At 47.8% G+C, this 22,387-nt stretch carries 24 protein-coding genes; 10 read left to right on the forward strand and 14 right to left on the reverse strand.

The genetic code is table 11. The annotated features are described in order from the left end of the window. Window positions 1-28: 28 nt before the first annotated feature. Window positions 29-832: a DsbA family protein gene (locus AB3R30_RS22010; RefSeq protein WP_458651357.1), complete on the forward strand. Its 804-nt coding sequence runs from the start codon at window positions 29-31 to the stop codon at window positions 830-832. A 70-nt stretch (window positions 833-902) separates the two neighbouring features. Continuing rightward, window positions 903-1,346, forward strand: a complete 444-nt coding sequence (locus tag AB3R30_RS22015) for a PPC domain-containing protein (RefSeq protein WP_458651358.1) — start codon at window positions 903-905, stop codon at window positions 1,344-1,346. A 104-nt stretch (window positions 1,347-1,450) separates the two neighbouring features. Here AB3R30_RS22015 and AB3R30_RS22020 read toward each other — a convergent pair whose 3' ends face one another. After that, window positions 1,451-2,401, reverse strand: coding sequence for an RluA family pseudouridine synthase (locus AB3R30_RS22020; RefSeq protein WP_458651359.1), 951 nt, complete (start codon window positions 2,399-2,401; stop codon window positions 1,451-1,453). A gap of 246 nt (window positions 2,402-2,647) precedes the next feature. Between AB3R30_RS22020 and AB3R30_RS22025 the strand changes: the two genes are divergently transcribed. Next, a complete protein-coding gene (locus AB3R30_RS22025; protein WP_458651360.1) occupies window positions 2,648-3,007 on the forward strand; it encodes a hypothetical protein in 360 nt (119 codons plus the stop codon). Here AB3R30_RS22025 and cobA read toward each other — a convergent pair. The 5 genes from cobA to rpmI form a co-directional block, all read right to left on the reverse strand. Continuing rightward, window positions 3,004-3,768, reverse strand: a complete 765-nt coding sequence (cobA, locus tag AB3R30_RS22030) for a uroporphyrinogen-III C-methyltransferase (protein WP_458651361.1) — start codon at window positions 3,766-3,768, stop codon at window positions 3,004-3,006. The genes AB3R30_RS22025 and cobA overlap by 4 nt on opposite strands. 158 nt (window positions 3,769-3,926) lie before the next feature. Next, the gene (locus tag AB3R30_RS22035; protein WP_458651362.1) at window positions 3,927-4,787 is read right to left on the reverse strand and encodes a sirohydrochlorin chelatase; all 861 of its coding nucleotides are present in this window, start codon (window positions 4,785-4,787) and stop codon (window positions 3,927-3,929) included. Window positions 4,788-5,149: 362 nt separating this feature from the next. Further along, window positions 5,150-5,938 (reverse strand): transporter substrate-binding domain-containing protein, encoded by a 789-nt coding sequence (locus AB3R30_RS22040; protein WP_458651363.1) that lies wholly within the window; start codon window positions 5,936-5,938, stop codon window positions 5,150-5,152. 25 nt (window positions 5,939-5,963) lie between these two features. After that, on the reverse strand, window positions 5,964-6,332 hold the full coding sequence (gene rplT / locus AB3R30_RS22045) for a 50S ribosomal protein L20 (RefSeq protein ID WP_171573337.1): 369 nt from the start codon (window positions 6,330-6,332) through the stop codon (window positions 5,964-5,966). A 154-nt stretch (window positions 6,333-6,486) separates the two neighbouring features. Next, window positions 6,487-6,684, reverse strand: a complete 198-nt coding sequence (gene rpmI, locus AB3R30_RS22050; protein WP_458651364.1) for a 50S ribosomal protein L35 — start codon at window positions 6,682-6,684, stop codon at window positions 6,487-6,489. Window positions 6,685-6,912: 228 nt separating this feature from the next. On the opposite strand from rpmI, the gene rimP reads away from it, so the two are divergent. From rimP to infB, 4 genes are all read left to right on the forward strand, one after another. Next, complete coding sequence (rimP, locus tag AB3R30_RS22055; RefSeq protein WP_458651365.1) at window positions 6,913-7,374, forward strand: ribosome maturation factor RimP; 462 nt, start codon at window positions 6,913-6,915, stop codon at window positions 7,372-7,374. Window positions 7,375-7,430: 56 nt separating this feature from the next. Then, window positions 7,431-8,780 carry a transcription termination factor NusA gene (nusA, locus tag AB3R30_RS22060; protein ID WP_458651366.1) on the forward strand — a complete coding sequence of 450 codons (1,350 nt, stop codon included), beginning with the start codon at window positions 7,431-7,433 and terminating at the stop codon, window positions 8,778-8,780. Between the two features lie 25 nt (window positions 8,781-8,805). Next, entirely contained in the window at window positions 8,806-9,072 is a 267-nt protein-coding gene (locus AB3R30_RS22065; RefSeq protein ID WP_458651367.1) for a YlxR family protein, read from the forward strand. A 420-nt stretch (window positions 9,073-9,492) separates the two neighbouring features. After that, window positions 9,493-12,678, forward strand: coding sequence for a translation initiation factor IF-2 (gene infB / locus AB3R30_RS22070; protein WP_458651368.1), 3,186 nt, complete (start codon window positions 9,493-9,495; stop codon window positions 12,676-12,678). Window positions 12,679-12,850: 172 nt separating this feature from the next. Here infB and AB3R30_RS22075 read toward each other — a convergent pair whose 3' ends face one another. The 3 genes from AB3R30_RS22075 to AB3R30_RS22085 form a co-directional block, all read right to left on the reverse strand. After that, entirely contained in the window at window positions 12,851-13,138 is a 288-nt protein-coding gene (locus AB3R30_RS22075; RefSeq protein WP_458651369.1) for a hypothetical protein, read from the reverse strand. Between the two features lie 189 nt (window positions 13,139-13,327). Further along, on the reverse strand, window positions 13,328-14,164 hold the full coding sequence (locus AB3R30_RS22080) for a formylglycine-generating enzyme family protein (RefSeq protein ID WP_458651370.1): 837 nt from the start codon (window positions 14,162-14,164) through the stop codon (window positions 13,328-13,330). Between the two features lie 60 nt (window positions 14,165-14,224). Continuing rightward, the gene (locus tag AB3R30_RS22085; protein ID WP_458651371.1) at window positions 14,225-14,350 is read right to left on the reverse strand and encodes a hypothetical protein; all 126 of its coding nucleotides are present in this window, start codon (window positions 14,348-14,350) and stop codon (window positions 14,225-14,227) included. A gap of 159 nt (window positions 14,351-14,509) precedes the next feature. Between AB3R30_RS22085 and polA the strand changes: the two genes are divergently transcribed. Continuing rightward, window positions 14,510-17,452: a DNA polymerase I gene (polA, locus tag AB3R30_RS22090; RefSeq protein ID WP_458651372.1), complete on the forward strand. Its 2,943-nt coding sequence runs from the start codon at window positions 14,510-14,512 to the stop codon at window positions 17,450-17,452. Between the two features lie 49 nt (window positions 17,453-17,501). Here the strand turns inward: polA and AB3R30_RS22095 are convergent, their stop codons facing one another. Then, complete coding sequence (locus tag AB3R30_RS22095; RefSeq protein WP_458651373.1) at window positions 17,502-18,179, reverse strand: phosphoribosylanthranilate isomerase; 678 nt, start codon at window positions 18,177-18,179, stop codon at window positions 17,502-17,504. Between the two features lie 172 nt (window positions 18,180-18,351). On the opposite strand from AB3R30_RS22095, the gene psaK reads away from it, so the two are divergent. Beyond that, on the forward strand, window positions 18,352-18,624 hold the full coding sequence (gene psaK / locus AB3R30_RS22100) for a photosystem I reaction center subunit PsaK (protein WP_458651374.1): 273 nt from the start codon (window positions 18,352-18,354) through the stop codon (window positions 18,622-18,624). A 107-nt stretch (window positions 18,625-18,731) separates the two neighbouring features. On the opposite strand, the gene AB3R30_RS22105 is transcribed toward psaK, so the two are convergent. Beyond that, entirely contained in the window at window positions 18,732-19,253 is a 522-nt protein-coding gene (locus AB3R30_RS22105) for a type IV pilin-like G/H family protein (protein WP_458651375.1), read from the reverse strand. Between the two features lie 213 nt (window positions 19,254-19,466). Beyond that, window positions 19,467-19,640: a hypothetical protein gene (locus tag AB3R30_RS22110; RefSeq protein ID WP_458651376.1), complete on the reverse strand. Its 174-nt coding sequence runs from the start codon at window positions 19,638-19,640 to the stop codon at window positions 19,467-19,469. An 84-nt stretch (window positions 19,641-19,724) separates the two neighbouring features. On the opposite strand from AB3R30_RS22110, the gene AB3R30_RS22115 reads away from it, so the two are divergent. Further along, entirely contained in the window at window positions 19,725-21,329 is a 1,605-nt protein-coding gene (locus AB3R30_RS22115; protein ID WP_458651377.1) for an FAD-dependent oxidoreductase, read from the forward strand. Window positions 21,330-21,394: 65 nt separating this feature from the next. On the opposite strand, the gene AB3R30_RS22120 is transcribed toward AB3R30_RS22115, so the two are convergent. Together AB3R30_RS22120 and AB3R30_RS22125 are read right to left on the reverse strand one after the other, a co-directional pair. Next, window positions 21,395-21,667 (reverse strand): hypothetical protein, encoded by a 273-nt coding sequence (locus AB3R30_RS22120; protein WP_458651378.1) that lies wholly within the window; start codon window positions 21,665-21,667, stop codon window positions 21,395-21,397. 212 nt (window positions 21,668-21,879) lie between these two features. Continuing rightward, the coding region (locus tag AB3R30_RS22125; RefSeq protein ID WP_458651379.1) for a LysR substrate-binding domain-containing protein at window positions 21,880-22,387 on the reverse strand (508 nt) is incomplete at its 5' end.

Consider the following 22,387-nt stretch of genomic DNA (forward strand, 5'->3'; position numbering starts at 1 on the left):
CGCAAGGAGTGAAACGTGAGGAGAATGTATGAGTCACCATCAGTTTTGGCAGCAGGCAACCAGACAACTCAAAAAAATCATTAAGTTTCAGCAGTTGCCCGGATTGCTGCTAGCGGTCGTATGCATTGCGTTGATCAATCGTTGGCTGCCCGCAGAAGCAGGCGGCAGCGAGATCAATCCTCAACTCCGGGATCAAGTCTTGCAAATTATTCGAGAGAATCCAGAAGCCATTTTGGAAACAGTGCAGGCGTATCAAAAAAAGCAGCAAGAAGCTCAGCGAAAAGCCCAACAAGCTTTTTTGCAGCAGATCAAAGCCAACCCTAAAGCTGTGATTGGCAACTCACCAACCAAAGGCGCGAAGAATGGCAAGGTGCTGTTGATCGAGTTTTCCGATTTTCAGTGTCCCTATTGCGCCAAAGCTAATGACACACTCAAGGACTTTATGGCGAAACATGGGGATACCGTGACGCTGACCTACAAACATTTGCCGCTGACTTCGATTCATGCAGAGGCGCTCCCTGCGGCTAAAGCGGCGTGGGCAGCCGGACAGCAAGGCAAATTTTGGCAATTTCACGATGCCCTGTTTACGAACCAAAAGCAGTTGGGCGAGACACTATATCAATCAACCGCAAAATCTTTGGGGCTAGACTTGGCGAAGTTTGAGCGCGATCGCACCAGTAGCGCCGCCGCAACCGCCATCAACCAAGATTTGGAAATCGCCGAAAAACTGGGCGTTGAAGGCACTCCGTTTTTTGTGATGAATGGCGATCCCTTGCAGGGGGCAGTGCAACTCGCTGACCTAGAAGCAGCATTGACACGACAAACCAATTAAATCAGTGAATTCGTAAATCTCTGAGTCATAATTAGGGAAATCGCCTATATTTTTCTGCCGGAAAATTTTCATGTCGCGCCTCTTTGCTGTTCTCCCGTCTGCTTTCGCCCTCCCGATCGCCTTTTTGCTAATCAATGTGCCTCCTGCCATCGCTCAAGTCGCTGTTTACACGCCGATCCCGCTGACACCGGGCAAAAATGTGGTCGATAAGCTCTCGAACAAAGACATTCCTACCGGGCAAGGGGGGTTTGCCCGTGATTATGTGGTGTCTCTCCAAGCAGGGAGCCAACTGGCGATCGATTTGGCATCCGAGAACTTCGATACGCTGGTTTATCTCTTGGCTAGCGACGGCACCACAGTTGCTGAAAACGACGATGGACCCGACGGCACCACCAATTCACTGCTGTTTACTCGCATCACCAAAACGGGCACTTACTCCATTCGAGTGCGATCGTTTGGCGAGGTGGCGGCGGGTAACTTCACGCTAAAAGTGACACTACTGAAACCGCAGTAGACTAGGGGGAATGGCGAATGGCGAGTGACGAATGGCGAGTGGCGAATGGCAAACTCAAAACTCAAAACTCAAAACTCAGAATCCAGAACTCAAAACTTCTCACTCTACTTGCGCTTTCGCAGCACGTCTAGGAGCGTTGTGAAGGACGTTGGCGGAGGGGCGATCGCTTCTATCCACTCCTCTGATACCGGATGCTTTAACCGCAATCTCCAGGCGTGGAGCGCTTGACCCGGCAAATTGACCCCCACAGAACGCCCTGATCCATAGGCTGAGTCGCCGACGATCGCATGTCCCATATGAGCAGTATGCACCCGGATTTGATGAGTCCGCCCGGTTTCTAGCTCAAAGTTGATCAGCGTGTAGTTGCCAATTCGTTCTTTGACTTGCCAGTGCGTGACGGCGGCTCGTCCACCCTCGGCTTCAGCCACGATCGCCATTTTTTGGCGATCGCCAGAATGTCTCCCAATGGGCGCATTCACCGTGCCGCTTTCCGTTTTAGGCGCACCGTAGACGATGCCTAGATAGTCTCGTCGTGCCGTTTTGTGTTGAAACTGCTGCTGTAAGTGAACATGGGCACGATCGCTCTTGGCAATGGCGATCGCGCCAGTCGTGTCTTTGTCTAGCCGATGCACGATGCCGGGACGCTGAATGCCCCCAATGCCGGATAAGGTGCTTGTGCCAGATTCAGTGCGGCAATGCCACAGCAGCGCATTCACCAAAGTGCCGCTGGAATGTCCCGGTGCGGGATGCACTACCAGCCCCGCCGATTTATTCACAATCAGCAGTTCGGCATCTTCATACAAAATATCCAAGGGAATCTCTTCGGGCTGGAGATTGAGCGGTTCGGCATCGGGAATGGTGAGATGGATGAGATCGCCGACTTGCACCAATTCTTTTTTAGAGAGACAAACTTCACCATTGAGCATCACCTGTTGCTGAACAATAAGTTTTTGTACACGAGATCGCGACAAATCAACTAATTGCTCTGCTAGAAACGCATCGAGCCGTTCTCCAGCTTCTTCTTCTTCAACTTGTAATTCAATTTGTGCGGGCAACTTCTTCGCTAACCAGATACACTCATTCAGGGACAATCATTTTAGATGGAATTTTTAGGTGGAATTTAGTTAGAAAACTTACCGAGTGAGTGGGTAGGATTAATCTTACACTCGGATTAGAGAATTTCTAGGATGGGGTTATCATTCCCAATCACCAGTAGATTTGACTTCTGAAGATTTACCTCCTAGATCTACTACTCTAAATTAATGTCCTCGGCTCTGAACAAACGCTCATCACTGTGATCCATGACTCGGCAAATCGATCTTATTAACATTTCTAAGACTATCACCTCGTTTGAAGGGGTAACCAATGCAGACATGCTTCCTCTAGGACGCAGATCAGAAGTCTTGTCTGTATTATCTAAAACCTGTCCAGATTGGAAGTTTCCAGTGAATCCAACCGATCCCGATCGGGGTGGTGTTGTTAGCGAACAGTGCCATTTAGAATTTTATATTCCAGACGATGAGCCAATTTTGATGTTGGGTTTGGATGTGCATACCGGAGATGATGCGGTGGTGATGGGCGTAATCCGCTCGATCTGTCAGGCGACTGGCTGGCGCGCATTTGACCCTGCCGAAGAGGAACTAATCGACTTTGCAAACTAACTAGATTGAAAGGGTCTACAATCTGCCAAAATCGCGTGAAGGTTAACTACTTGACCAATAACCGCGATCGCGGGAGCCGAAAAGCCCGTTGCTTCAACCTGTTGCACAATGGTTTCTAGGGTGCCGCTCAGTTCTTTTTGTTCTGGGCGAGTGCCCCACCGAATTAAAGCAATGGGAGTTGTGGCGCTTAAGTCTGCGGCTAACAGTTGACCCACAATATAAGGGAGATTGTGAATTCCCATGTAGATCACAATCGTTTCGGAACCATGGGCGATCGCGTACCAATTCACCGCCGGACGATACTTTCCAGCCCCTTCATGCCCAGTAACAAAGGTAACCGAAGAACTGTAGTTGCGGTGGGTCAGCGGAATCCCCGCATAGGCGGGGGCAGCAATCCCCGAGGTAATCCCTGGCACGACTTCCACCGGAATTCCAGCAGCCAACAATTCTTCCATTTCCTCGCCACCCCGCCCAAAGATAAATGGATCTCCACCCTTCAAACGCACAATACAGCCGCCTTGCTTCGCCTTATTCACCAATAATTGGGTAATGTCTTCTTGGACTAAAGAATGCATTCCTTTTCGTTTTCCAGCGTTAATCTGCTCGGCGTTGGAATTAATCATGGCTAAAATTTGAGGACTGACCAAAGCATCGTAAACCACCACATCGGCACACTCTAAAAGAGACTTCCCTTTAAGCGTCATTAAGCCAGGATCACCCGGTCCAGCGCCAACAAGATAAACTTTGCCAAGTTGCTTCATAGAAAAAAAGAGTGCAGGGTATGGAGTGCAGAGTGCAAAGTGCAGAAATGAAATTGAAAGGTGCGGAGTATGAGATTTCAGGTGTGAAGCACTAAAAAACAGCGATCGAAGCGTGATTTTTAGGGGTTGGCTATTCGTCATTCGTCATTCGTCATTCGTCATTCGCCTGCTAGGTCAACCAGCAAATCAACCAATCCGGCGCTAGCATTGAGTGGCTCGGTAAGAGTGACTTTGAGGGCGGGATGCGACTGATCAAACTGGGTAATGGAGTGGGCGATCGCGTCAGTCATACCGCCAGGAAACAGAAAATAAGGCAAAACGCCAATCGTTTTACAGCCTGAGCTAAGACAGTCTTGCAGGCGCGATTCTAAGTTGGGTGAAGTTGACCAATAGGCAATAGTGGCACCGACATCATCGGCAAGGGCGGCGATCGGTTGATTTGCATTCAAGCGACGACTACCATGGGCAAGCAAAATCCAGGCTTCCCTAGGTAGAGATAACATCCGCTCGGAGAGCAGCCCCCGTAAACCCAGATGGGAACCCAGATGAGCAGTCACCTCTAGCATTATCTGATCTCCTAATAATTGCTGAGCTTGGGCAATTTCAGCGGGAATGTCTTCTAGCAAATGCACTCCAGGCAGCAAAAAAACTGGCAGCAGCCGTAGGGAAATCTTTTTAAGTGGATTTTCGGCTTGAACCTGTTGGGCAATCTGCTCGATCTGTTGGTGCAACGGCAGGGAATGACACTCTAAATAAGCAGCGTAAACAAAAGGCTGATCGCGATCGCACATTTCTACGGCTTGAAGATTAGAAACGATACTTCCTTCTAATAAGGGTAGGCTGCCACCGACTGAAACCGCTGGTTTATCTGTCACCCAAGGGGATTGCTGACGATAAGCGACCCGATCGCGGAAACGGTTGGTTAAGGCTTCTGAGGCAGTGCGAGATCGCCCGTCAGAACTGCCATGAAAAATCAGAATATAGATAGATAGATAAGGCAGATCAATCAAAGGATTCAAGGGTATTAACCAACTAAATCTTATGGCTTTATCTTACAAAACTCTGTAGGAGTCACTACAGTAACCATCACCAAAAAAGCTATCTAACCGACCTATAAAGAACGCGATCGCTATAAACAGATGGTCCGATTAGCTGACTAATTTAGCGTTACTGAATTTATGCTAATTCTGAAATTTCTCCTCGCTTAAGCCTTCTTTTGGTCAACTGCTGACTTTCCTGAAGTTCCTACTACTGCCGTCTACTTTCCTCTTTCTGATTGGTGGGCGTTAGCGCGATCGCATTCTATTTCCAGTTTCAATCCCCGTAAAGGTTTTGGATGTTTTGAAATTTTCAGCCACTAGAGTGAAATGAGAAAAAATTGTTATCGAATTGGCAAACCCCAATATTTCGCCCGTTCTTCAAGCCAACCGCTATTTCTAAGCCGCGTTAAGATGATGTCGATTTGTTGCTTTAGCTCATTATATTGCTGACCTTTCGGTAAAACGATCGCAAGCAATTCCGAAGAAAGGGCAGGTAAAACCACTCGGTATTCAGGAAATTCCTGTGACCAGCCGCTAAGAACGCTAACATCGCCTGCAAATGCGATCGCGTCGCCTCGATTTAGCACTGCTCTGGCAGCCTCGTAAGACTCGACTCCTATCAAATTCATCCTAGGCAGTTGACTCCGAAGCGCCGCGATCGCGCTAGAACCATTGATCACCGCAACCGTTTTTCCAGTCAGATCAGCAGTTTTTTGAATCGTGGGAGATTGAGTAATGATCGCCGTACCATCGGTATAGTAAGGCAAACTAAAGCTAAGAATGCGAAGACGGGACGGAGTTAAGGTGGCATGGGCGATCGCAATATCAACCGTCCCATTAATCACCAGCGAAAATCGTTCTTGATTCGTTACCGGTTTCAGTTCAACAGCCTCCGATCGCCCCAGCAATTCTTTAGCTAAACGTTGAGCTAAGTCAATCTCAAAGCCCTGAAGTTGACCATTAGCGCCGCGAAAGCCTAATGGTCGCACTGTTTCTTTAACTGCCACGACTAAACGCCCCCGCTTTTTGATCACTGACAATTCAGCCGCGATCGTCGGCGAGAGCGAAAAGGCTAGAAAACTAACTGCATTGAAGGTAAGAACAGTAGTTACTAAAATTAGCAGTTTCACTGATGTACCAAGAGAGCAAACCCTACTAAGCAGCTTTCTTTGCAGCAAATTGGCTAGCAATCTCCATTACCTTCGTAAAACCAGCCGGATCAAGAATTGCCATTTGTGACAACATCTTGCGATTAATCTGCACATCTGCCTTTTTTAAGTTGCCAATTAATTGGCTATAGCTCATACCGTGCAGACGAGCCGCCGCATTGATTCGAGTAATCCACAGACGACGAAAATCGCGCTTACGCTTGCGGCGATCGCGATAGGCATTCCGTAGCGCCTTCATCACCTGTTGATTAGCAATCCGAAACAGCTTGGAATGGGAGCCTCGGAATCCCTTTGCCATCTTTAAAATCTTTTTGCGGCGCTTCCGTGCTACATTACCGCGCTTTACCCGTGCCATAGTGATTTATCCTTATGAACCGTCTTCTGATCTAGTTGTTTTTTTTACGAAAGTTTTAGTCAAAAAATTGAGTTTAATTTTGACTATTTAGGCAGTCATTCTAAAAGCTCAAATTCAACCCGGGCTACAAGCCTCCTAGCCTTATCCCATAGTTTTACAGGTAGGGAAGCATCAAATGCACATTGTCTGTATCCCGCTCATTTACGACTGCCATCCCTGCAAGACGGCGACGACGTGAAGCACTTTTATGCTCTAACAAATGCTTCCTGGAAGATTGGCGACGTACAATCTTGCCAGATCCAGTGGCTCTCAGGCGCTTTGCAGCGGCTTTGCGGGTCTTTAGCTTGGGCATGGGGTCTACTTTGAAAAAAATCAACACAGCTTACTATAGTACTACTTGTTTTTTATAAAGAGCAAGCCTAAAGCGTAGAGTTTTTTCAACAAATCTGCACACCTTCAAAACATTAGGCTACACTAAGGGGTGCAACTGCGAGTCCTGCGCAGGACTTCTAGATTTTAGAAAGTAGTGCATCTTGGAGGTGGGTTTAAGCCCACTTTTTTTGTTTTTATTTCGGTGTTCATGACTCATCCACTTATCCCACACATTCTTGAACTTGCTACTCCTGTGGCAGAATCTCTTAATTTGGAAATCGTTGGAGCTATTTTTCGGACGAATCAAAGCCCTCCAGTTTTACGAGTCGATATTCGCAATTCCACAGATGATACGGGGTTAGACGACTGTGAACGGATGAGTCGAGCATTAGAGGCAATATTAGATGAATCTGAGATTGTTCCTGATGCCTATGCGTTAGAAGTATCAAGCCCTGGTATTTCTCGGTTACTCAGTACCGATCGCGAATTTATCTCGTTTAAAGGTTTTACGGTAATGGTTAGCGTTTCTGAGCCTTACGCTGGGCATAAAGAATGGGTAGGAAAGTTGGTTCGGCGAGATCAAGAAGCGGTTCACCTGAGCCAAAAAGGACGGGCGATCGCCATTCCCTGCCATCTCATTACAAAAGTCCAGCTAGTTGAACCTACCTAACCTTTTTATTTTCATTTGTTTCCTCACTTCACTGCCATCACCACGGAGATTTTGCTATGTCAATGGTCGCCCTACCCGGACTACGAGAAATGATTGAAGGCATCAGCCGAGAACGGAATTTGCCAAAAGTTGCCGTTCAAGCTGCTTTGCGAGAAGCGTTGCTCAAAGGGTATGAGCGCTACCGTCGAACTCAACGGTTAGATGGCAACAATTTTGATGAAGAGTATTTTGTCAATTTTGAGGTGGAATTAGACATTGAAGAAGAAGGATTTCGGGTTTTGGCAGCAAAAACGATTGTGGAAGAGGTAGAGAATCCCGATCACCAAATTGCGTTACAAGAAGTGCTGGAAGTGGCTGCCGAAGCTCAACCTGGAGACACAGTAGTATTGGATGTAACCCCAGAACAGGGAGACTTTGGGCGAATGGCGGCGATTCAAACTAAGCAAGTTTTGGCACAAAAATTGCGGGATCAACAGCGAAAGCTGGTGCAGGAAGAATTTCAAGATTTGGAAGACACCGTGTTGCAGGCGCGAGTTCTGCGGTTTGAAAGGCAGTCCGTCATCATGGCAGTATTAAGTGGTTTTGGGCAAGTGGAAGTGGAAGCTGAATTGCCAAAGCGTGAACAGTTGCCGAATGATAATTATCGAGCTAATGCCACGTTTAAGGTCTATCTAAAGCGAGTATCAGAAGGGTCTCATCGAGGACCCCAGCTAATGGTTTCGCGATCGGATGCGGGGCTGGTAGTGTATTTATTTGCGAATGAAGTGCCGGAAATTGAGGATGAAATTGTCCGCATTGTCGCAGTGGCACGAGAAGCAAATCCTCCTTCCCGGTCTGTGGGTCCTCGTACCAAGATTGCGGTTGATACCTTGGAGAGAGACGTAGATCCGGTGGGTGCTTGCATCGGTGCTAGGGGATCTCGCATTCAGGTGGTGGTGAACGAACTGCGGGGCGAAAAAATTGATGTGATTCGCTGGTCACCCGATCCATCTACTTATATTGCCAATGCGCTAAGTCCGGCAAGAGTAGATGAGGTGCGGCTGATGGACCCGGAAGGACGGCAAACCCATGTTCTGGTTGCAGAGGATCAACTGAGTTTGGCGATCGGCAAAGAAGGTCAGAACGTTCGGTTGGCGGCTCGATTAACAGGATGGAAAATTGATATTAAAGATTCTGCCAAATACGATTACGACGCAGAAGATCGAAAAATATCAGAAGTGCTGAATAGTCGCGAACCTCTTCAATATGATCAAGACTATGAGGATCAAGACTACGAAGAAGAGGAACGGTATAAGAAAGACGAGGAGACTGCCGCTCACTTTAGCGAAGCTGTAGCGCAAAATGAGCGACCAGAGGCAGAGGTAAAAATGAATGTGACAGAAGAGACTTTAAATCAATCAGTCTAAGCGGCATTATTGAGAAGATAAGGAAATGAAGCCGAACTATCGCCGCTGTGTCGCCTGTCGAAAAGTCGCTCTTAAAGTAGATTTTTGGCGAGTTGTTAGAGTGTATCCTTCACAAGTGGTGCAGTTAGAGGAAGGAATGGGTCGTTCTGCTTATTTATGTCCACAAATAGATTGTCTCAAAGCAGCACGAAAAAAGAATCGACTAGGTAGGGCGCTGAAAACATCAGTGACGGATTCTTTGTATGAAGAGTTGGAAGAGCGACTTTACCAGCAGGAAACACCGATTAGATGAGGCGATCGCTACTGGGGCATCCACAAAAGTCATAAAATAGGGAAAAACTTTGCAAATCAGAATGTTGCATACAATGGTAATCTCATCTAAATTATGAGCTTTCTAGGTAACAAAAACGGCTGATGTGAGCTAGTGTGGCGGGGCTGACAAAATCGTGATGTAACAGAATCGTGCCCAAATTGAAGTTGTTTCCGCTTCTCAAGATTTGTGCAAAATTAGAGTAAGGATGATGACAAAGTTGAAAACAACTTTAGAATTGCCAAGCAAGGTTATTTTTGAACAATCTTGTTTTCCCTAGTAGTTGAACTAGAGACGTTAGAAGACTTAGAATTAAAGAGGGTTACGGTTTGGATTGAATGTTGTTTTAGTTGGAACGGTGACAACTATGTGAGAACTGGATAGGCACGAAGAGGAAATTGGATGAATAGTGGAAAAGTCAGAATTTACGAGATTTCACGGGAATTAAATTTGGATAATAAAGATATATTGGCGATTTGTGAGCAATTAAGCATTTCGGTTAAAAGTCACAGCAGCACAATTACAGACTCTGAAGCTGAAAAAATTCGTGCGGCGGCTGAAAAATACACTGCTACTCATTCATCCTCTGTTAAACCAGTGACACGACCATCAACGAACTCATCAGCAGCAGAACCCAAACAACGAGTTTCTGTGCCCGTCCAAAAGAAGCAGCAGATTGTGGCAATTAAATCTGTTACGCGATCGCCCAGCGTTGAACCTCCTACCCCTCCCACCTACACCCCTCCATCGCCAGAAGTGGGAGCATCAGTACCAACCCAAGCATCGCCAAAACCAGTTGGATCAAGTCGGCTAGAGCGATCAAGCAATTCAAATGAAAGCTTGACCCAGCCATCGCCCGAAACAGTGATCAAACCATCGGCAAAAGCAGAGGTATCTAACTCTTTGAAAACTGAGATTAAGGAACCGCCAGCCTCTCAAGCCGTTGCACCATCTCCTACACCTCTAAAAGCAGCACTGGAAGAAGATGCTGTCCCATTAGCGTCACCTCCACCGCGCCCTGAACCCGTTACGCCTACGGTTCCTAGAGGTAGCCTAGTTCCAAATACATCTAGCCGCCCAATCCTGAAGCGAGTCCGCACTGAAGAGCCGACATCGGGAAGCCCATCAACAGATGGAACAACCCGACAACCTGGCAGCGCTGCGCGGTCAGCCCCTTCCCCTGCAAAACCTTCTGCGCCTAGTGCTAAGCCAATGATGCCTGCTCGGCACCCTGTCGGCAAAGCGGTAGAGGGCAAACCTGTTCCTCGTCCTCAGCAACAAACGATTGTAGAACTACGGCGACCTAAACCCGTTCGTCCGGATGGAGATTCGACTGCTACAGAGGGCAGAATGCCAGGAGCAATGGATGATTTAGTCCGTCCTGAGCTACGGGTTAATCGTCCAACTAGAACGCCTGCAATGGGTGATGCCGCAGTAGGGGTTGATGCCCTGTTGCAGCCTAAGCCAGCGTTGCCACGAACCGTCAAAAAAGGGAAAGATTGGCAGGATGGTGAGGATGAAGAATCACAGCTAAAATCTCCTAAAGTTGGCACTAAAGCAAAACGGAGAGTTCAGCCTGACCTAGATGCAGAAGAGGAAGACCTTGATGCGCTTCTCGAAGGAGAAGATGGCGAAGATGGAGAGGGCGGCAGCAATGTGAGTTTGTCCTTGGTGCGTCCTGCTAAGCCGAAGGGAATGCGTCAGGCTCCCACTAGAGCGCCTATTGCAATCACTCAGAAACCTAAGAAAGGTGGATCTGGCTCCCGCGATCGCCGTAATCGTCATGAAGAAGTGAAGGTTGAAAAGCCAACCCACATCACGCTCTTAGGTAGCTTGACGGTTCAGGAACTTGCCGCCAAAATGGAGACTCCCGAAACCGATATTATTAGAGCCTTGTTTATGAAAGGCATCATGGCAACCGTGACCCAGACGCTAGACGTAGATACTGCCACCATGGTTGCACTGGAACTAGGCGTGGAAGCGGAAGTCGGGGTGCGTCAAGCTGCTGCTACTAAAGTCATTGAGATGCTAGATGCGGGTGACTTGGAAAGCCTCCAGCGTCGTCCTCCTGTCGTCACAATCATGGGTCACGTAGACCACGGGAAAACATCTTTGCTAGATTCTATCCGCAAAACGAAAGTAGCTCAGGGTGAGGCAGGAGGTATTACTCAACATATCGGTGCTTATCACGTTGATGTTAAACACAACGGCGAAATGCAAAAGGTGGTTTTTCTCGATACACCGGGTCACGAAGCCTTCACTGCAATGCGCGCACGGGGCGCACGAGTTACGGATGTCGCGATTTTAGTCGTTGCAGCCGATGATGGAGTTCAACCACAAACAATCGAAGCAATTAGCCATGCGAAAGCGGCTGAAGTACCTATTGTGGTCGCCATTAATAAAATTGATAAGGAAGGCGCTCAACCCGATCGCGTTAAACAAGAGCTAACAGAGTATGGCTTAGTTCCAGAAGAATGGGGCGGCGAAACCATCATGGTGCCCGTTAGCGCCCTCAATGGTGACAACCTTGATACGCTTCTGGAAATGATCCTGCTAGTCACTGAAATCGAAGAACTGTCTGCAAATCCCGATCGCGCTGCGAAAGGCACGGTCATCGAAGCCCACTTGGATAAGGCAAAGGGTCCTGTGGCAACGCTTTTGGTGCAAAACGGCACTCTACGAGTGGGCGATGTGCTAGTTGCCGGATCTGCTTTTGGCAAAGTGCGGGCAATGGTAGACGATCGCAGTCAGCGTGTGAAAGTTGCTGGTCCTTCTTTTGCTGTAGAAGTGCTAGGACTGGCAGATGTGCCTGCGGCTGGAGATGAGTTTGACGTGTTTGCTGATGAAAAAGAAGCTCGTGCAGTTTCTTCCGATCGCAGCGACGAACAGCGCCAGTCTCGTTTGTTAGCCGCCATGTCTTCTCGTCGGGTCAGCTTAAATACCCTTTCGGCTCGTGCCCAAGAGGGAGAACTCAAAGAACTCAACTTGGTGCTGAAAGCGGATGTACAGGGATCAGTGGAAGCGATCCTTAGTTCACTCAAGCAGTTGCCCCAAAATGAAGTGCAAGTCCGAGTATTGTATGCTGCGCCTGGTGAGATCTCTGAAACAGATATTGACCTAGCGGCTGCGAGTTCCGCTGTGATCATTGGCTTTAACACAACTCTAGCAACAGGCGCACGACAAGCTGCCGATCGCCTGGGAGTTGATGTCCGGGATTACAACATCATCTATAACCTATTGGACGACATCCAAGGGGCAATGGAAGGGTTGCTTGATCCCGAACTGGTGGAAGAACCTTTGGGTCAAGTGGAAGTAAGGGCTGTCTTCCCTGTTGGACGAGGGCAGGTGGCAGGATGCTATGTGCAATCCGGCAAAATCCTGCGGAACTGCAAAGTTCGGATTCGCCGGAATAACAACGTTGTCTTTGAGGGCAGCCTTGATTCGCTGAAGCGGATGAAGGAAGATGTGAAGGAAGTCAATACTGCGTTTGAATGCGGGATTGGAATTGATAACTTCAATTCTTGGGAGATAGGCGACATCATTGAGGCGTATCGCATGATCTCAAAACGCCGCACACTGGCTAAGTAAGATCGTTCTCAGTCAGATTGTTTCTAATAGTTCGTCCAGCAGCTAGGAATCGCAAGTTTTTAACCTTTGATTCCTGGCTTTTTCTCAACGCGATCGATGAAACGGTTGCCCTTCAGTCCATAACCCTGAATTGGGTTGAGATCGCGCTAATTCACTGATGACGTTAGTATCATCAAGAAAGGTCATGGGGACTTTCAGCAAAAGGATTTGAGCGATCATGTCGAGAAGGTGCTTCAAGCACATAATTTTCCTCAGCACAAAGCTCACGTAGCTCTGCAAAAGCATTGGCTAATGAAAACTGCTGGGATTGCTGTTGCCAAACCAGAAATTCCTGAAAAACGTCCGCTTTGATCACGGCTGCAACCAGTTGATTTTGGTCGTAGATCCACTGAGGCGCTTCAGCAACCGCATGAATTAAATCAGCAAATTTTTGTTCTGCGTCCTTCAGTTTCCAGGGCATCGTTTTGTGAGTTAGAGAGGAAATTCATCTAAATTGCAACTTCACCGCGATCGCCCCTTCTCTTCACAACAGCGATCGCGCCTATATGATTAGCTCAACGGCGATCGCTGAGATTGAGAAACCGGGGTTCTATCCAAGATTAGCGCGATCGCCACAGTAGGGTGCAGAACCCCGGTGTCTAGTCAAGGGTTAAAGAGTCCTCGGAACCGCACAAACAAGTCGAAAACCGAAGTTGAAGCCACGATAGTCGCGCCCGTGCCAGTTGCGATTAGCAGAGCGGCAGTGCCTCGGATTGTCGTACCACGAACCACCGCGCAGGAGGCGGAGTTCTGCTACATCCGGTTTTGGGGATATTTTAGTATTTTCTGCTGTCCAAGCGATCGCGCCATTTTGTTTGAGGCTCTCTGGTTTATTGGTATAGCTGTCATACCATTGATCGGCGCACCATTCCCAAACGTTGCCGTGCATATCGTAGAGACCAAAGACATTGGCGGGAAAGCTGCCCACATCGGTTGTTTGCTCTTGACAGGCGCCCTTTGCGCCCTCGCCATAGGTATAGTTGCTGTTGTAGTTTGCCAAATCAGGGGTAATGGTGTCGCCAAAAGAGAACGGGGTTGTGGTTCCGGCTCTACAAGCGTATTCCCATTCGGCTTCACTGGGTAGACGGTAAGGCTTGCCGGTTTTTTGGGAAAGTTGGCTGCAAAACGCGATCGCGTCGTCCCAGGAAACCCGTTCAATGGGGCGCTGGTCTCCCAAAAAGCTAGGTTCTTGCTTAAATTCACCCATGACAGCCAACCATTGCTTCTGCGTCACCGGATACTTGCCCATACAGAATGCTGGGATAACAACTTTGTGCTGCGGCAGTTTCCAACTAGTCCACTTTTCAGCATTTTCTTGACTAGCCGTCTTCAAATATTCCTTGAGGATTGTTTCTCTCTGACTGTCTGATATTCCCATCAAAAACTCACCACCAGGAATTACCACCATCTCCAGCGGTACGTCATTGCCCAAGTCTTCAGTTGTCATTGGTTTGATCCCGGCAAATCTTCTTTATTTTCGCTTAAACTTGGGCGATCGTCCATGATTCTAGGCGATCGCTGGGTCAACGAATGCGATCGTCAGAGTGATATTTGAGGAGTCTGTCATGGGAGGCTTTGAGTTAATTGCAGCTTTATCTGACAATATAACTGCCAACAAACTAAAATCTGCCAAAAGTATGAAGTTTTGATAGATTTTGATAGAATGCCCAAGTTGGAACCTGTTGAACTATTCAGTCAACCTGGATTAACTTATGGCTCGTCCCCGCTTGATTGTTTCCGTCTGTCGGTAGAGATCGCTACAATAGACCCTATCTTTTGATAAGCGTTCATTTTGGCTAACTCAACCAATCCTGTCTTGATCCTGATTGATGGGCACTCCCTTGCCTTTCGTTCCTACTATGCCCATGCTAAAGGGCGCGAGGGCGGACTACGAACCAAAAGCGGCATTCCCACGAGCGTATCCTATGGCTTTTTGAAAGCACTGCTAGAGGTGATGGAAACGGAAAAGCCGCAGTATGTGGCGATCGCCTTTGATGTGGCAGACAAAACCTTTCGCCATGATCAAGACGACACCTACAAAGCAGGCAGACCCGAACCGCCTGAAGGCTTTTTGCCCGATCTGAAAAACCTACAAGAATTGTTGACTGCTCTCAAACTCCCTGTGTTGACGGCTCCCGGCTACGAAGCCGATGATATTATCGGCACTCTGACGCGACGGGCAACAGCGGCGGGGATGCGGGTGAAAATTTTAAGTGGCGATCGCGACCTATTTCAACTGGTTAACCCCGAAGGCAGCACCACCGTACTTTACATGAGTACCAGCTACGGCAAGGGCATTCCCTCGTTGAAAGAATTTGGCTCTGAAGAGGTTCAAGTAAAGCTGGGTGTTTTGCCGGAACAGGTAGTGGATTTCAAAGCCCTCTGCGGTGATACCTCCGATAATATTCCAGGTGTGCGCGGCATCGGTGAAAAAACAGCCGTCCAACTCCTGAAAGAATATGATTCACTCCACGGCATTTATGCAGCGATCGACCAGATCAAAGGAGCCACCCGCAAAAAGCTAGAAGACGGACGCAACGATGCCCTGCATTCTCAATATTTGGCTCAAATTCATTTAGATGTCCCGATCTACATTGCTCTAGAGACGTGCCAACTGCAAGAATTTGATGACGCTGCTGTTTTGCCTATCTTAGAAAAGCTAGAGTTTCGTACCTTTCTCAGCAAAATTCAAAAGCTGCATCGCCAGTTTAGGGGTGAAGCTGAGGAAGTCCTGGAAACAAATGAAGCGGCGGAAACAGAGGAGATAGCGATCGCACCTGAACCCCTCAAAGCGCTCAGCAACACTAGCTTTGATGAAGGAGAAGATCTTTGGTTTTATAGTGCCGAGGAAACCGATGCAGCGACTCCAGTTCGGTCCATCATGCTACAACCCCGAATAGTTGATACGCCCGAAAAGCTGTATGAACTGATAAAAATTTTAGACGTTCGCAATCAGCCCGACTTGCTGACCAGTTGGGATACTGAAACCACTGCCCTAGAACCTCGCGATTCTGAACTGGTGGGAATTGGGGTTGGTTGGGGCGAAGCAATCTCGGATGTGGCATACATTCCCCTCAACCATGCGATCGGCAAAAATTTGGATAAAACACTAGTGTTAGAAGCACTGCGTCCTATTTTAGAAAGCCCCGATCATCCCAAAGCGCTACAAAATGCCAAATTCGATCGCCTCGCCTTCCGACAACAGGGCATTCATCTTGCAGGCGTAACGTTTGACACCATGCTGGCAAGTTATGTGATCAACCCCGACCAAACACATAACCTATCTAGCTTAACGCTAACCCATTTAGGGCTGACGACTACCAGCTACACCGATTTAGTCCCCAAAGGTAAAACCATTGCGGATATCAGCATTCCCGCCGTTGCCCAATATTGTGGCATGGATGCCCACACGGTGTTTCGGTTGGTGCCGATTTTGCGATCGCTCTTAGCGGAAAGCCCCGCACTCCATCGCCTATTTGTAGACGTGGAAGTGCCTGTGGAACCTGTGCTAGCCGAAATGGAATGGCTAGGAGTTCGCATCAACCAAGACTATCTGCATAAATTTTCCAAGCAGTTAGAGCAAGATTTAGCCAGAATCGAGCTTCGGGCTTATGAAGCAGCGGGCAGCAATTTTAATTTGGGTTCGCCTAAACAACTAAGTGAACTGCTGTTTGACACGCTTAAGCTCGATCGCCGCAAATCGCGTAAAACCAAAACGGGTCACTCCACCGATGCTGCGACGCTAGAAAAGCTATTGGATGACCATCCGGTGATTGAAGCGATCGTCGAGCATCGCACCTTATCCAAGCTGAAATCAACTTATGTGGATGCCCTACCCGCGATCGCTCGTAAAGACACCCAGCGAGTTCACACCAATTTCAATCAGGCGATCACCGCCACTGGTCGTCTGTCTTCCTCCGATCCCAACTTGCAAAATATCCCGATTCGCACCGCGTTTAGCCGTCTGATTCGGCAAGCATTCATCCCGGAACCGGGCTGGTTGATGGTGGCTGCTGACTATTCCCAAATTGAACTCCGGATTCTGGCGCACTTGAGCCAAGAACCCGTCCTGCTGGAAACCTATCACAACAAACAGGATATTCATACCCTAACGGCTCAGCTTTTATTTGAAAAAGCAGACATTACTTCAGAAGAGCGGCGACTCGGCAAAATCATCAACTTTGGCGTGATTTATGGCATGGGTGCCCAGCGATTTGCACGAGAAGCAAAAGTCGATCGCAGAACTGCCCAAGAGTTTATCGATCGCTTCAACTCTCGCTACTCCAATGTCTTCAAATATCTCCAGCGAATGCAGCAAGAAGCGCTTGCCAATGGCTATGTCGAAACCATTCTCGGTCGCCGTCGCTATTTCAACTTTGCCAGCGAAAGTTTGCGGAGTTTGCGCGGTCAAGATCCCAACGCGATCGATCTCAGCCAACTCAAACTGCGCGATCAATACGATGCTCAGATGCTGCGCGCTGCCGCCAATGCACCCATCCAAGGTTCCAGCGCCGACATCATCAAAATCGCCATGATCCGGCTGCACGAATTGCTAAAAGACCACGACGCAAACTTACTGCTGCAAGTCCATGACGAACTCATCTTTGAAATGCGTCCGGAAGAATGGGAATCTCTCCAGCCCAAAATTCAATCCATGATGGAATCCGCCGTCACCCTCTCCGTTCCCCTCGCCGTCGAAATTCATGCAGGCGACAACTGGATGGATGCGAAATAAACAAAATCCTCATCCGATGGGCGATTGTTCCGATGGGCGATTGTCAAGATTAAATTAGCGTTGGAGAAGCAGCCCTTTGGTTTAGGACATCAAATAGCTGAGCCACTTGGTTCATATTTTTGTTGCCAGGGCTGATTTCAACGCCGCTAGAAAGATCAATTCCCTGAGGATGCAAGCAGGCTAGCGCTTCTAGAATATTGCTTGGAGTTAATCCGCCTGCCAAAAACCAGGGAATCGTTGGACAAAATTGTTGTAATGCTGACCAATCCAAAGTTTTACCTGTGCCACCTGCAAGAGTCGGATGGTAAGCATCCAAAAGTAGGGCATCCACAGAATTTTGATACTGAGGGATGGTTTCTAAGGCGATCGCAGATTGAATGCGGAGAGCTTTGATCAACTCAACGTCTGGAAGCGCTTGACGAAGGCGATTGCAGAGTTCTGGAGTTTCGTCTCCATGAAGCTGTACGCCATTTAGGTGACCCAGCGCGACTGTTTGACAAATCAAGTCTAGATCAGCATTAACGAATACTCCAATGCGATCGCAGCAGGGTTTGCCAGTTTCTAGATTGATGGGCAAATTTGCCACAATGGTTGCAATCTGGGGAGCGGTCACATAGCGGGGTGACGTTGGCGCACAAATGAAGCCTAAAGCCGTAGCACCCAATTGGGCGATCGCGCGTCCCTGTTCGGGTTGGGTAATACCGCAAATTTTGACTCGTAAACTCATGAATACATCTCAGTACACGGAATCCAAAAACAAATCTTCGTATCAAAATATAAATTTATTCATTAATTGATTTAAACAAATAAACCTACTTTGCAATTTGCTATCCCATAGATTCCTATAATTCTTCTAATTCAAATAGTGTACTTTGCTCGTTATTTTTGGAGATGAAAATATGTTTTATATGCCCCTGTTAGCAGTGATCCACGAACGCGCCACCGATTGGTCAATTGGGGTTGGTATTACAATGATACTTTGCAATTTGTTTGCGATCGCGATCGGGCGCTATGCCATCAGTCGTAAAGGCGTAGGTCCCAAACTGCCCATCCAATTTCCCGATCCATTTGGGGGAGAATTTGGACTCCCTGAACTTTTAGCAACCACCAGCTTTGGTCACATTTTAGGGGCAGGTGCGATTTTAGGCTTGACTAACGCTGGAGTTTTATAACACTCCAACGTGGCTTCACTATTCGTAGTAAATAGCTTTGTCTTACGAGATGAGGCTATTTTTTTAAGCTTTAAAGGTTTTCAACTTGATCGTATTAATGTTAAAGATCAATTTTTTGCAAGATCTTGGGTGCTAGGAGCGCAGTCTACTGAACTAGAACTATAAATTGGATCAGCGGCTCTGCCACCCGTTGGGTTTGCAGCTTCACACAACACGATCGCCATCGTTGAGTTACCGTTGCTTTGAACTAGAGCCGTCATGCCAACATAGGCGTGCAGTTTATTGGTTGTTGAGTCTGCGTAGTGAATCGCATAGGGTTGACCGTCGCTGCTCACTTTAATCTCATATTTGTAGTTGCTGCTATCCCGAATCTCAATGCCTAAAGTGATCGGGTTAGTGGCAAATTGAGAATATTCGATCGCATAGGCTTGTTGGGCACGGTTGAGCGTCCCAATATAAGTTTTAGCTTCTGCCTGTTTAGCACTATTCGCCCGACTTAAGAAGGTCGGAAGGGCTATCGCGGCGAGAACACCCGTGATTGTAATAACAACCAGTAGCTCAATCAATGTAAACCCAACGCTGTTTTGACTAACGTACCGTAACAGCTTGCTGGCTTTTCTGGTCAACACAACCAATTCTCCTGTGAATCCACGGTACTGAATTAAAATCAGATTTTCAGTAAAAACCTGATACTTCTTCTTACCGAGAATTTTAGGAAAAACAGGATGTTCAGCGTAAAATCACCGTAAAATTACAAGCTAGGACAATGATGAACTCATAAAATTTCTATGTGGAGACTTGCCAAAGCAGGGATAGATATTAACTTTTTAAGAAATTAATTTCTAGGTATTCTGACGATTGATGCACCCCGAATTTTGAGTATGTTTGCAGACCTTTTGCCAGAGTGTTTCACGAGTGCCCGGTGCGCCAACCGAAAATAATACGCGATCGCCACCGATAATCTTGATAATCTTAACCCCACACACCTTACAGACCTGCATGTTCGCTTCAGCCATCGACTTAATTGAATAAACAGTGAGATTATTTTCTCATCTGTTCTTTTAAAGAGCTACTTTTTGTCGTTCATCTTGATTAACCCTATGACCTCTACTACACTCACTGCAAATCGCACCTACGACATGATTGGTTTTGGCGATGAGGTGCCCGGAGTTTTGGCATTAGTGGCGGCATCCAGGGAATATCAGCGGCGTACAGGCAAGAAGCCCCGCAGCTTACTGATGTTTAAGGGCAATTCTCAAGAGGGCATTGGTGGACATTTAATTCGGGGGCGGCTTGCCTACCTCGATCGCAGTCGAGTGCCGTTGGATGTGCGCCAATCGCTGAAGCTCGATACATTTGGCGATCCATCAGCATTGTACAAAGAGTTTTTGCAGCGATCGGGGGTAACGCAAATTGCGCTTGATCCGGTTAAGGCGGATGCGGCTCTGCGTGCCATGCTGCGCGAAGCGGATGTGGATGTGATCAGTCGCTTGGAAATTAAAGCAGTCCTTAGAAACGGCACGCGAATTGCCGGCATTCAGCTAACCAAAGGCGAAACCTACTTAGCACGGCAGTTTATTGATTCAACAGTGAATGCAGAACTGGCTCAATTTGCTGGTGTGAATAAACTGCGTGGATTTGAAACATTTGGGTTGCCCGAATCGGAGTTACCTGTGACGCTGGTGTTTGAAACAGAGGGGCTGACGATCGCCCGCCTGAAAGAAGTGGAATCGATGCTGATTAAGCGGTTTTATAACCTGAACGATCGCACGGGACAGGAGCAACTGGCGATCGCGGCAGGCGGCAACGCCAAACTCGCAGAGCAGTTTCGCAAAAGTCTCGTCGATGCATCGGGCAACTTTAAATCCATGTATGTCGGGCAAGACCATATTGATATGCGCTGCTCAGCATTGTCTTTGGCATATCATGCCTTTCGAGGCAAGCCTTTGTCCCTTAAAAGCAGTGGTTTTACGCTCGATCCGGGCAACATTGCTATTTTATCTGGAGGGAGACTGTCGTGGAATGCGCTGATGTTTTTCACGACAGGTTCCCAAGCCGAGGCATTGGCACGGGCAGGCGCTAAACCTACAGCGCTAATGATCGAAGAAATGCGTCAGTTGGCAGCCTGGTTTAGAAGTTGGGGGACTCCAATTGTGCGATCGGCAACTGAACTCTACATTCGTCATGCAGGAAACATTGCCGATAGTGTTAATCGGTTAAGTGGAGCCGACATGCTGTTGGGTGGCGTGCCTGCGAGTAAAGCATTAGCAACCTTTGGCTATCATTTGGATGTGCGTGGCGGCATCGATGGGCTAGGGGCGAAGGCAATGGCACAGGGTATCAGCAATATTGGTTTTCATACATCGCCATTGTTTAACGTTGGCATGCATCATGCACTAGTTCAAACGGTGCCGAATCTAGCCGTCGTCAGTCCAGCATCAGGATTTGATGGCTATGCCTGTTCTGCGGGGCGGATTGTGGAATTTAATGTGGCGGTGGCTCAAGGCGTGGGCATTGCAGCCGCGATCGCCTTACTCAGTAACCGGACTCTCGCCAGCATCACCAATGCAGAGGTGCGCCAGGTGCTTGAGCAAACCAAGCAATTGCCTCGCATTTATGGCAGAGCCGAGCTAGCGGAAGCCGCCCGTTTATCTGCGTTTGAGGTTGCACTGGGCAGTACCGGGGCGATCGCGTCACTAACCTAACTCAATCTCAATCGACAACACTTGCTGAAAATAAGCTACTGCCAGAAGTGGATATAATTCCGAGACTAGTAAGTTGGCAAATTCTGCCGCTTTGAGCGATCTTTTGCCATCCAGCCGATCGCCCATTTGCGAGACGTTGTTTCAATCCATAAATACGCCAAGCTGAGGACTGTGAGTCCAATAATCATGAAAATTACACTGTAGGCTTTGCCGTGCCACCAAAGCTTTGTTGCGAACAGTCCCAGCAAATTAACAAATTTGAGCAGGCGATCGCGCCCTAAAGCTAGAAAACTAGGGCGCTTGATAGTTGAAGTTGGGAAATGCTGCGCGATCGTCATATCAATCTCCTAGTGCGATGTTGCACCACTATACTTCGTTTAATCATCTGTAAGCCAATCGGAATGTAGTAGATTATTTTGATATAGAGATCACAATCATGTATTAAGAGAAAGAATTTTTGAATGATCGCTGCACTTGAGTTGGGGTATGAATCTAGAAGAAGCTGCCACACTGAGGGACTAAAGTTGCTGAAAAAGGCTGGGAATGTCAATCATTTTTTCAAAAGCGATCGCAATTTGGGTTTGAAATCGCTCTCACGCATCACCCAGGCAGTCTGCATCAGTTCTTCCACAGTCACCGTTGCATGTTTAAACCAAGGGTGAGATTTGCCCACCACAATTTGCAGGCGATCGCGCCCCACCTCTGCCGCAGCCAACGCAGTTTTTAACGACGGTCTGACTTCTCCCGAAACAATTCCTAGATCAAACAACCCGGTAGCAGTGCCTTCGCAGATTTCTTCTGCATTTGCCAAGGTGCAAATCACCGAAATGCCGGGATGTTGAAGCTTGAACTGACTAATGCAATCAGGGAGCCAGTAGTTGCCAATCGTTAGACTAGCACCCAATTTCAACTCTCCTTGTTGCAGATTATTCAGTTCGCGTAACCCTCGTTCCGTTAAAAAGACCTGATCCAAAATCGGCATTGCATAATAGAAATATGAAATCAGGGTAAAAGCAGTGCAGTGTCCCGAATGCGGTTCAAGTGAGGTCAGTAAAAAC

The organism is Sivoneniella epilithica UHCC 1019 (genome assembly GCF_040830845.1).
GTDB lineage: Bacteria > Cyanobacteriota > Cyanobacteriia > Leptolyngbyales > Leptolyngbyaceae > ULC077BIN1.

What these genes read in the sequence shown, in the direction of transcription:
- AB3R30_RS22010 (WP_458651357.1), top strand. Translation starts at nt 29, where the DNA reads ATGAGTCACCATCAGTTTTGGCAGCAGGCAACCAGACAACTCAAAAAA.
- AB3R30_RS22015 (WP_458651358.1), top strand. Translation starts at nt 903, where the DNA reads ATGTCGCGCCTCTTTGCTGTTCTCCCGTCTGCTTTCGCCCTCCCGATC.
- AB3R30_RS22025 (WP_458651360.1), top strand. Translation starts at nt 2,648, where the DNA reads ATGACTCGGCAAATCGATCTTATTAACATTTCTAAGACTATCACCTCG.
- cobA (WP_458651361.1), bottom strand. Translation starts at nt 3,768, where the DNA reads ATGAAGCAACTTGGCAAAGTTTATCTTGTTGGCGCTGGACCGGGTGAT.
- rplT (WP_171573337.1), bottom strand. Translation starts at nt 6,332, where the DNA reads ATGGCACGGGTAAAGCGCGGTAATGTAGCACGGAAGCGCCGCAAAAAG.
- rpmI (WP_458651364.1), bottom strand. Translation starts at nt 6,684, where the DNA reads ATGCCCAAGCTAAAGACCCGCAAAGCCGCTGCAAAGCGCCTGAGAGCC.
- rimP (WP_458651365.1), top strand. Translation starts at nt 6,913, where the DNA reads ATGACTCATCCACTTATCCCACACATTCTTGAACTTGCTACTCCTGTG.
- nusA (WP_458651366.1), top strand. Translation starts at nt 7,431, where the DNA reads ATGTCAATGGTCGCCCTACCCGGACTACGAGAAATGATTGAAGGCATC.
- AB3R30_RS22065 (WP_458651367.1), top strand. Translation starts at nt 8,806, where the DNA reads ATGAAGCCGAACTATCGCCGCTGTGTCGCCTGTCGAAAAGTCGCTCTT.
- infB (WP_458651368.1), top strand. Translation starts at nt 9,493, where the DNA reads ATGAATAGTGGAAAAGTCAGAATTTACGAGATTTCACGGGAATTAAAT.
- AB3R30_RS22075 (WP_458651369.1), bottom strand. Translation starts at nt 13,138, where the DNA reads ATGCCCTGGAAACTGAAGGACGCAGAACAAAAATTTGCTGATTTAATT.
- AB3R30_RS22080 (WP_458651370.1), bottom strand. Translation starts at nt 14,164, where the DNA reads ATGACAACTGAAGACTTGGGCAATGACGTACCGCTGGAGATGGTGGTA.
- AB3R30_RS22095 (WP_458651373.1), bottom strand. Translation starts at nt 18,179, where the DNA reads ATGAGTTTACGAGTCAAAATTTGCGGTATTACCCAACCCGAACAGGGA.
- psaK (WP_458651374.1), top strand. Translation starts at nt 18,352, where the DNA reads ATGTTTTATATGCCCCTGTTAGCAGTGATCCACGAACGCGCCACCGAT.
- AB3R30_RS22110 (WP_458651376.1), bottom strand. Translation starts at nt 19,640, where the DNA reads ATGGCTGAAGCGAACATGCAGGTCTGTAAGGTGTGTGGGGTTAAGATT.
- AB3R30_RS22115 (WP_458651377.1), top strand. Translation starts at nt 19,725, where the DNA reads ATGACCTCTACTACACTCACTGCAAATCGCACCTACGACATGATTGGT.
- AB3R30_RS22120 (WP_458651378.1), bottom strand. Translation starts at nt 21,667, where the DNA reads ATGACGATCGCGCAGCATTTCCCAACTTCAACTATCAAGCGCCCTAGT.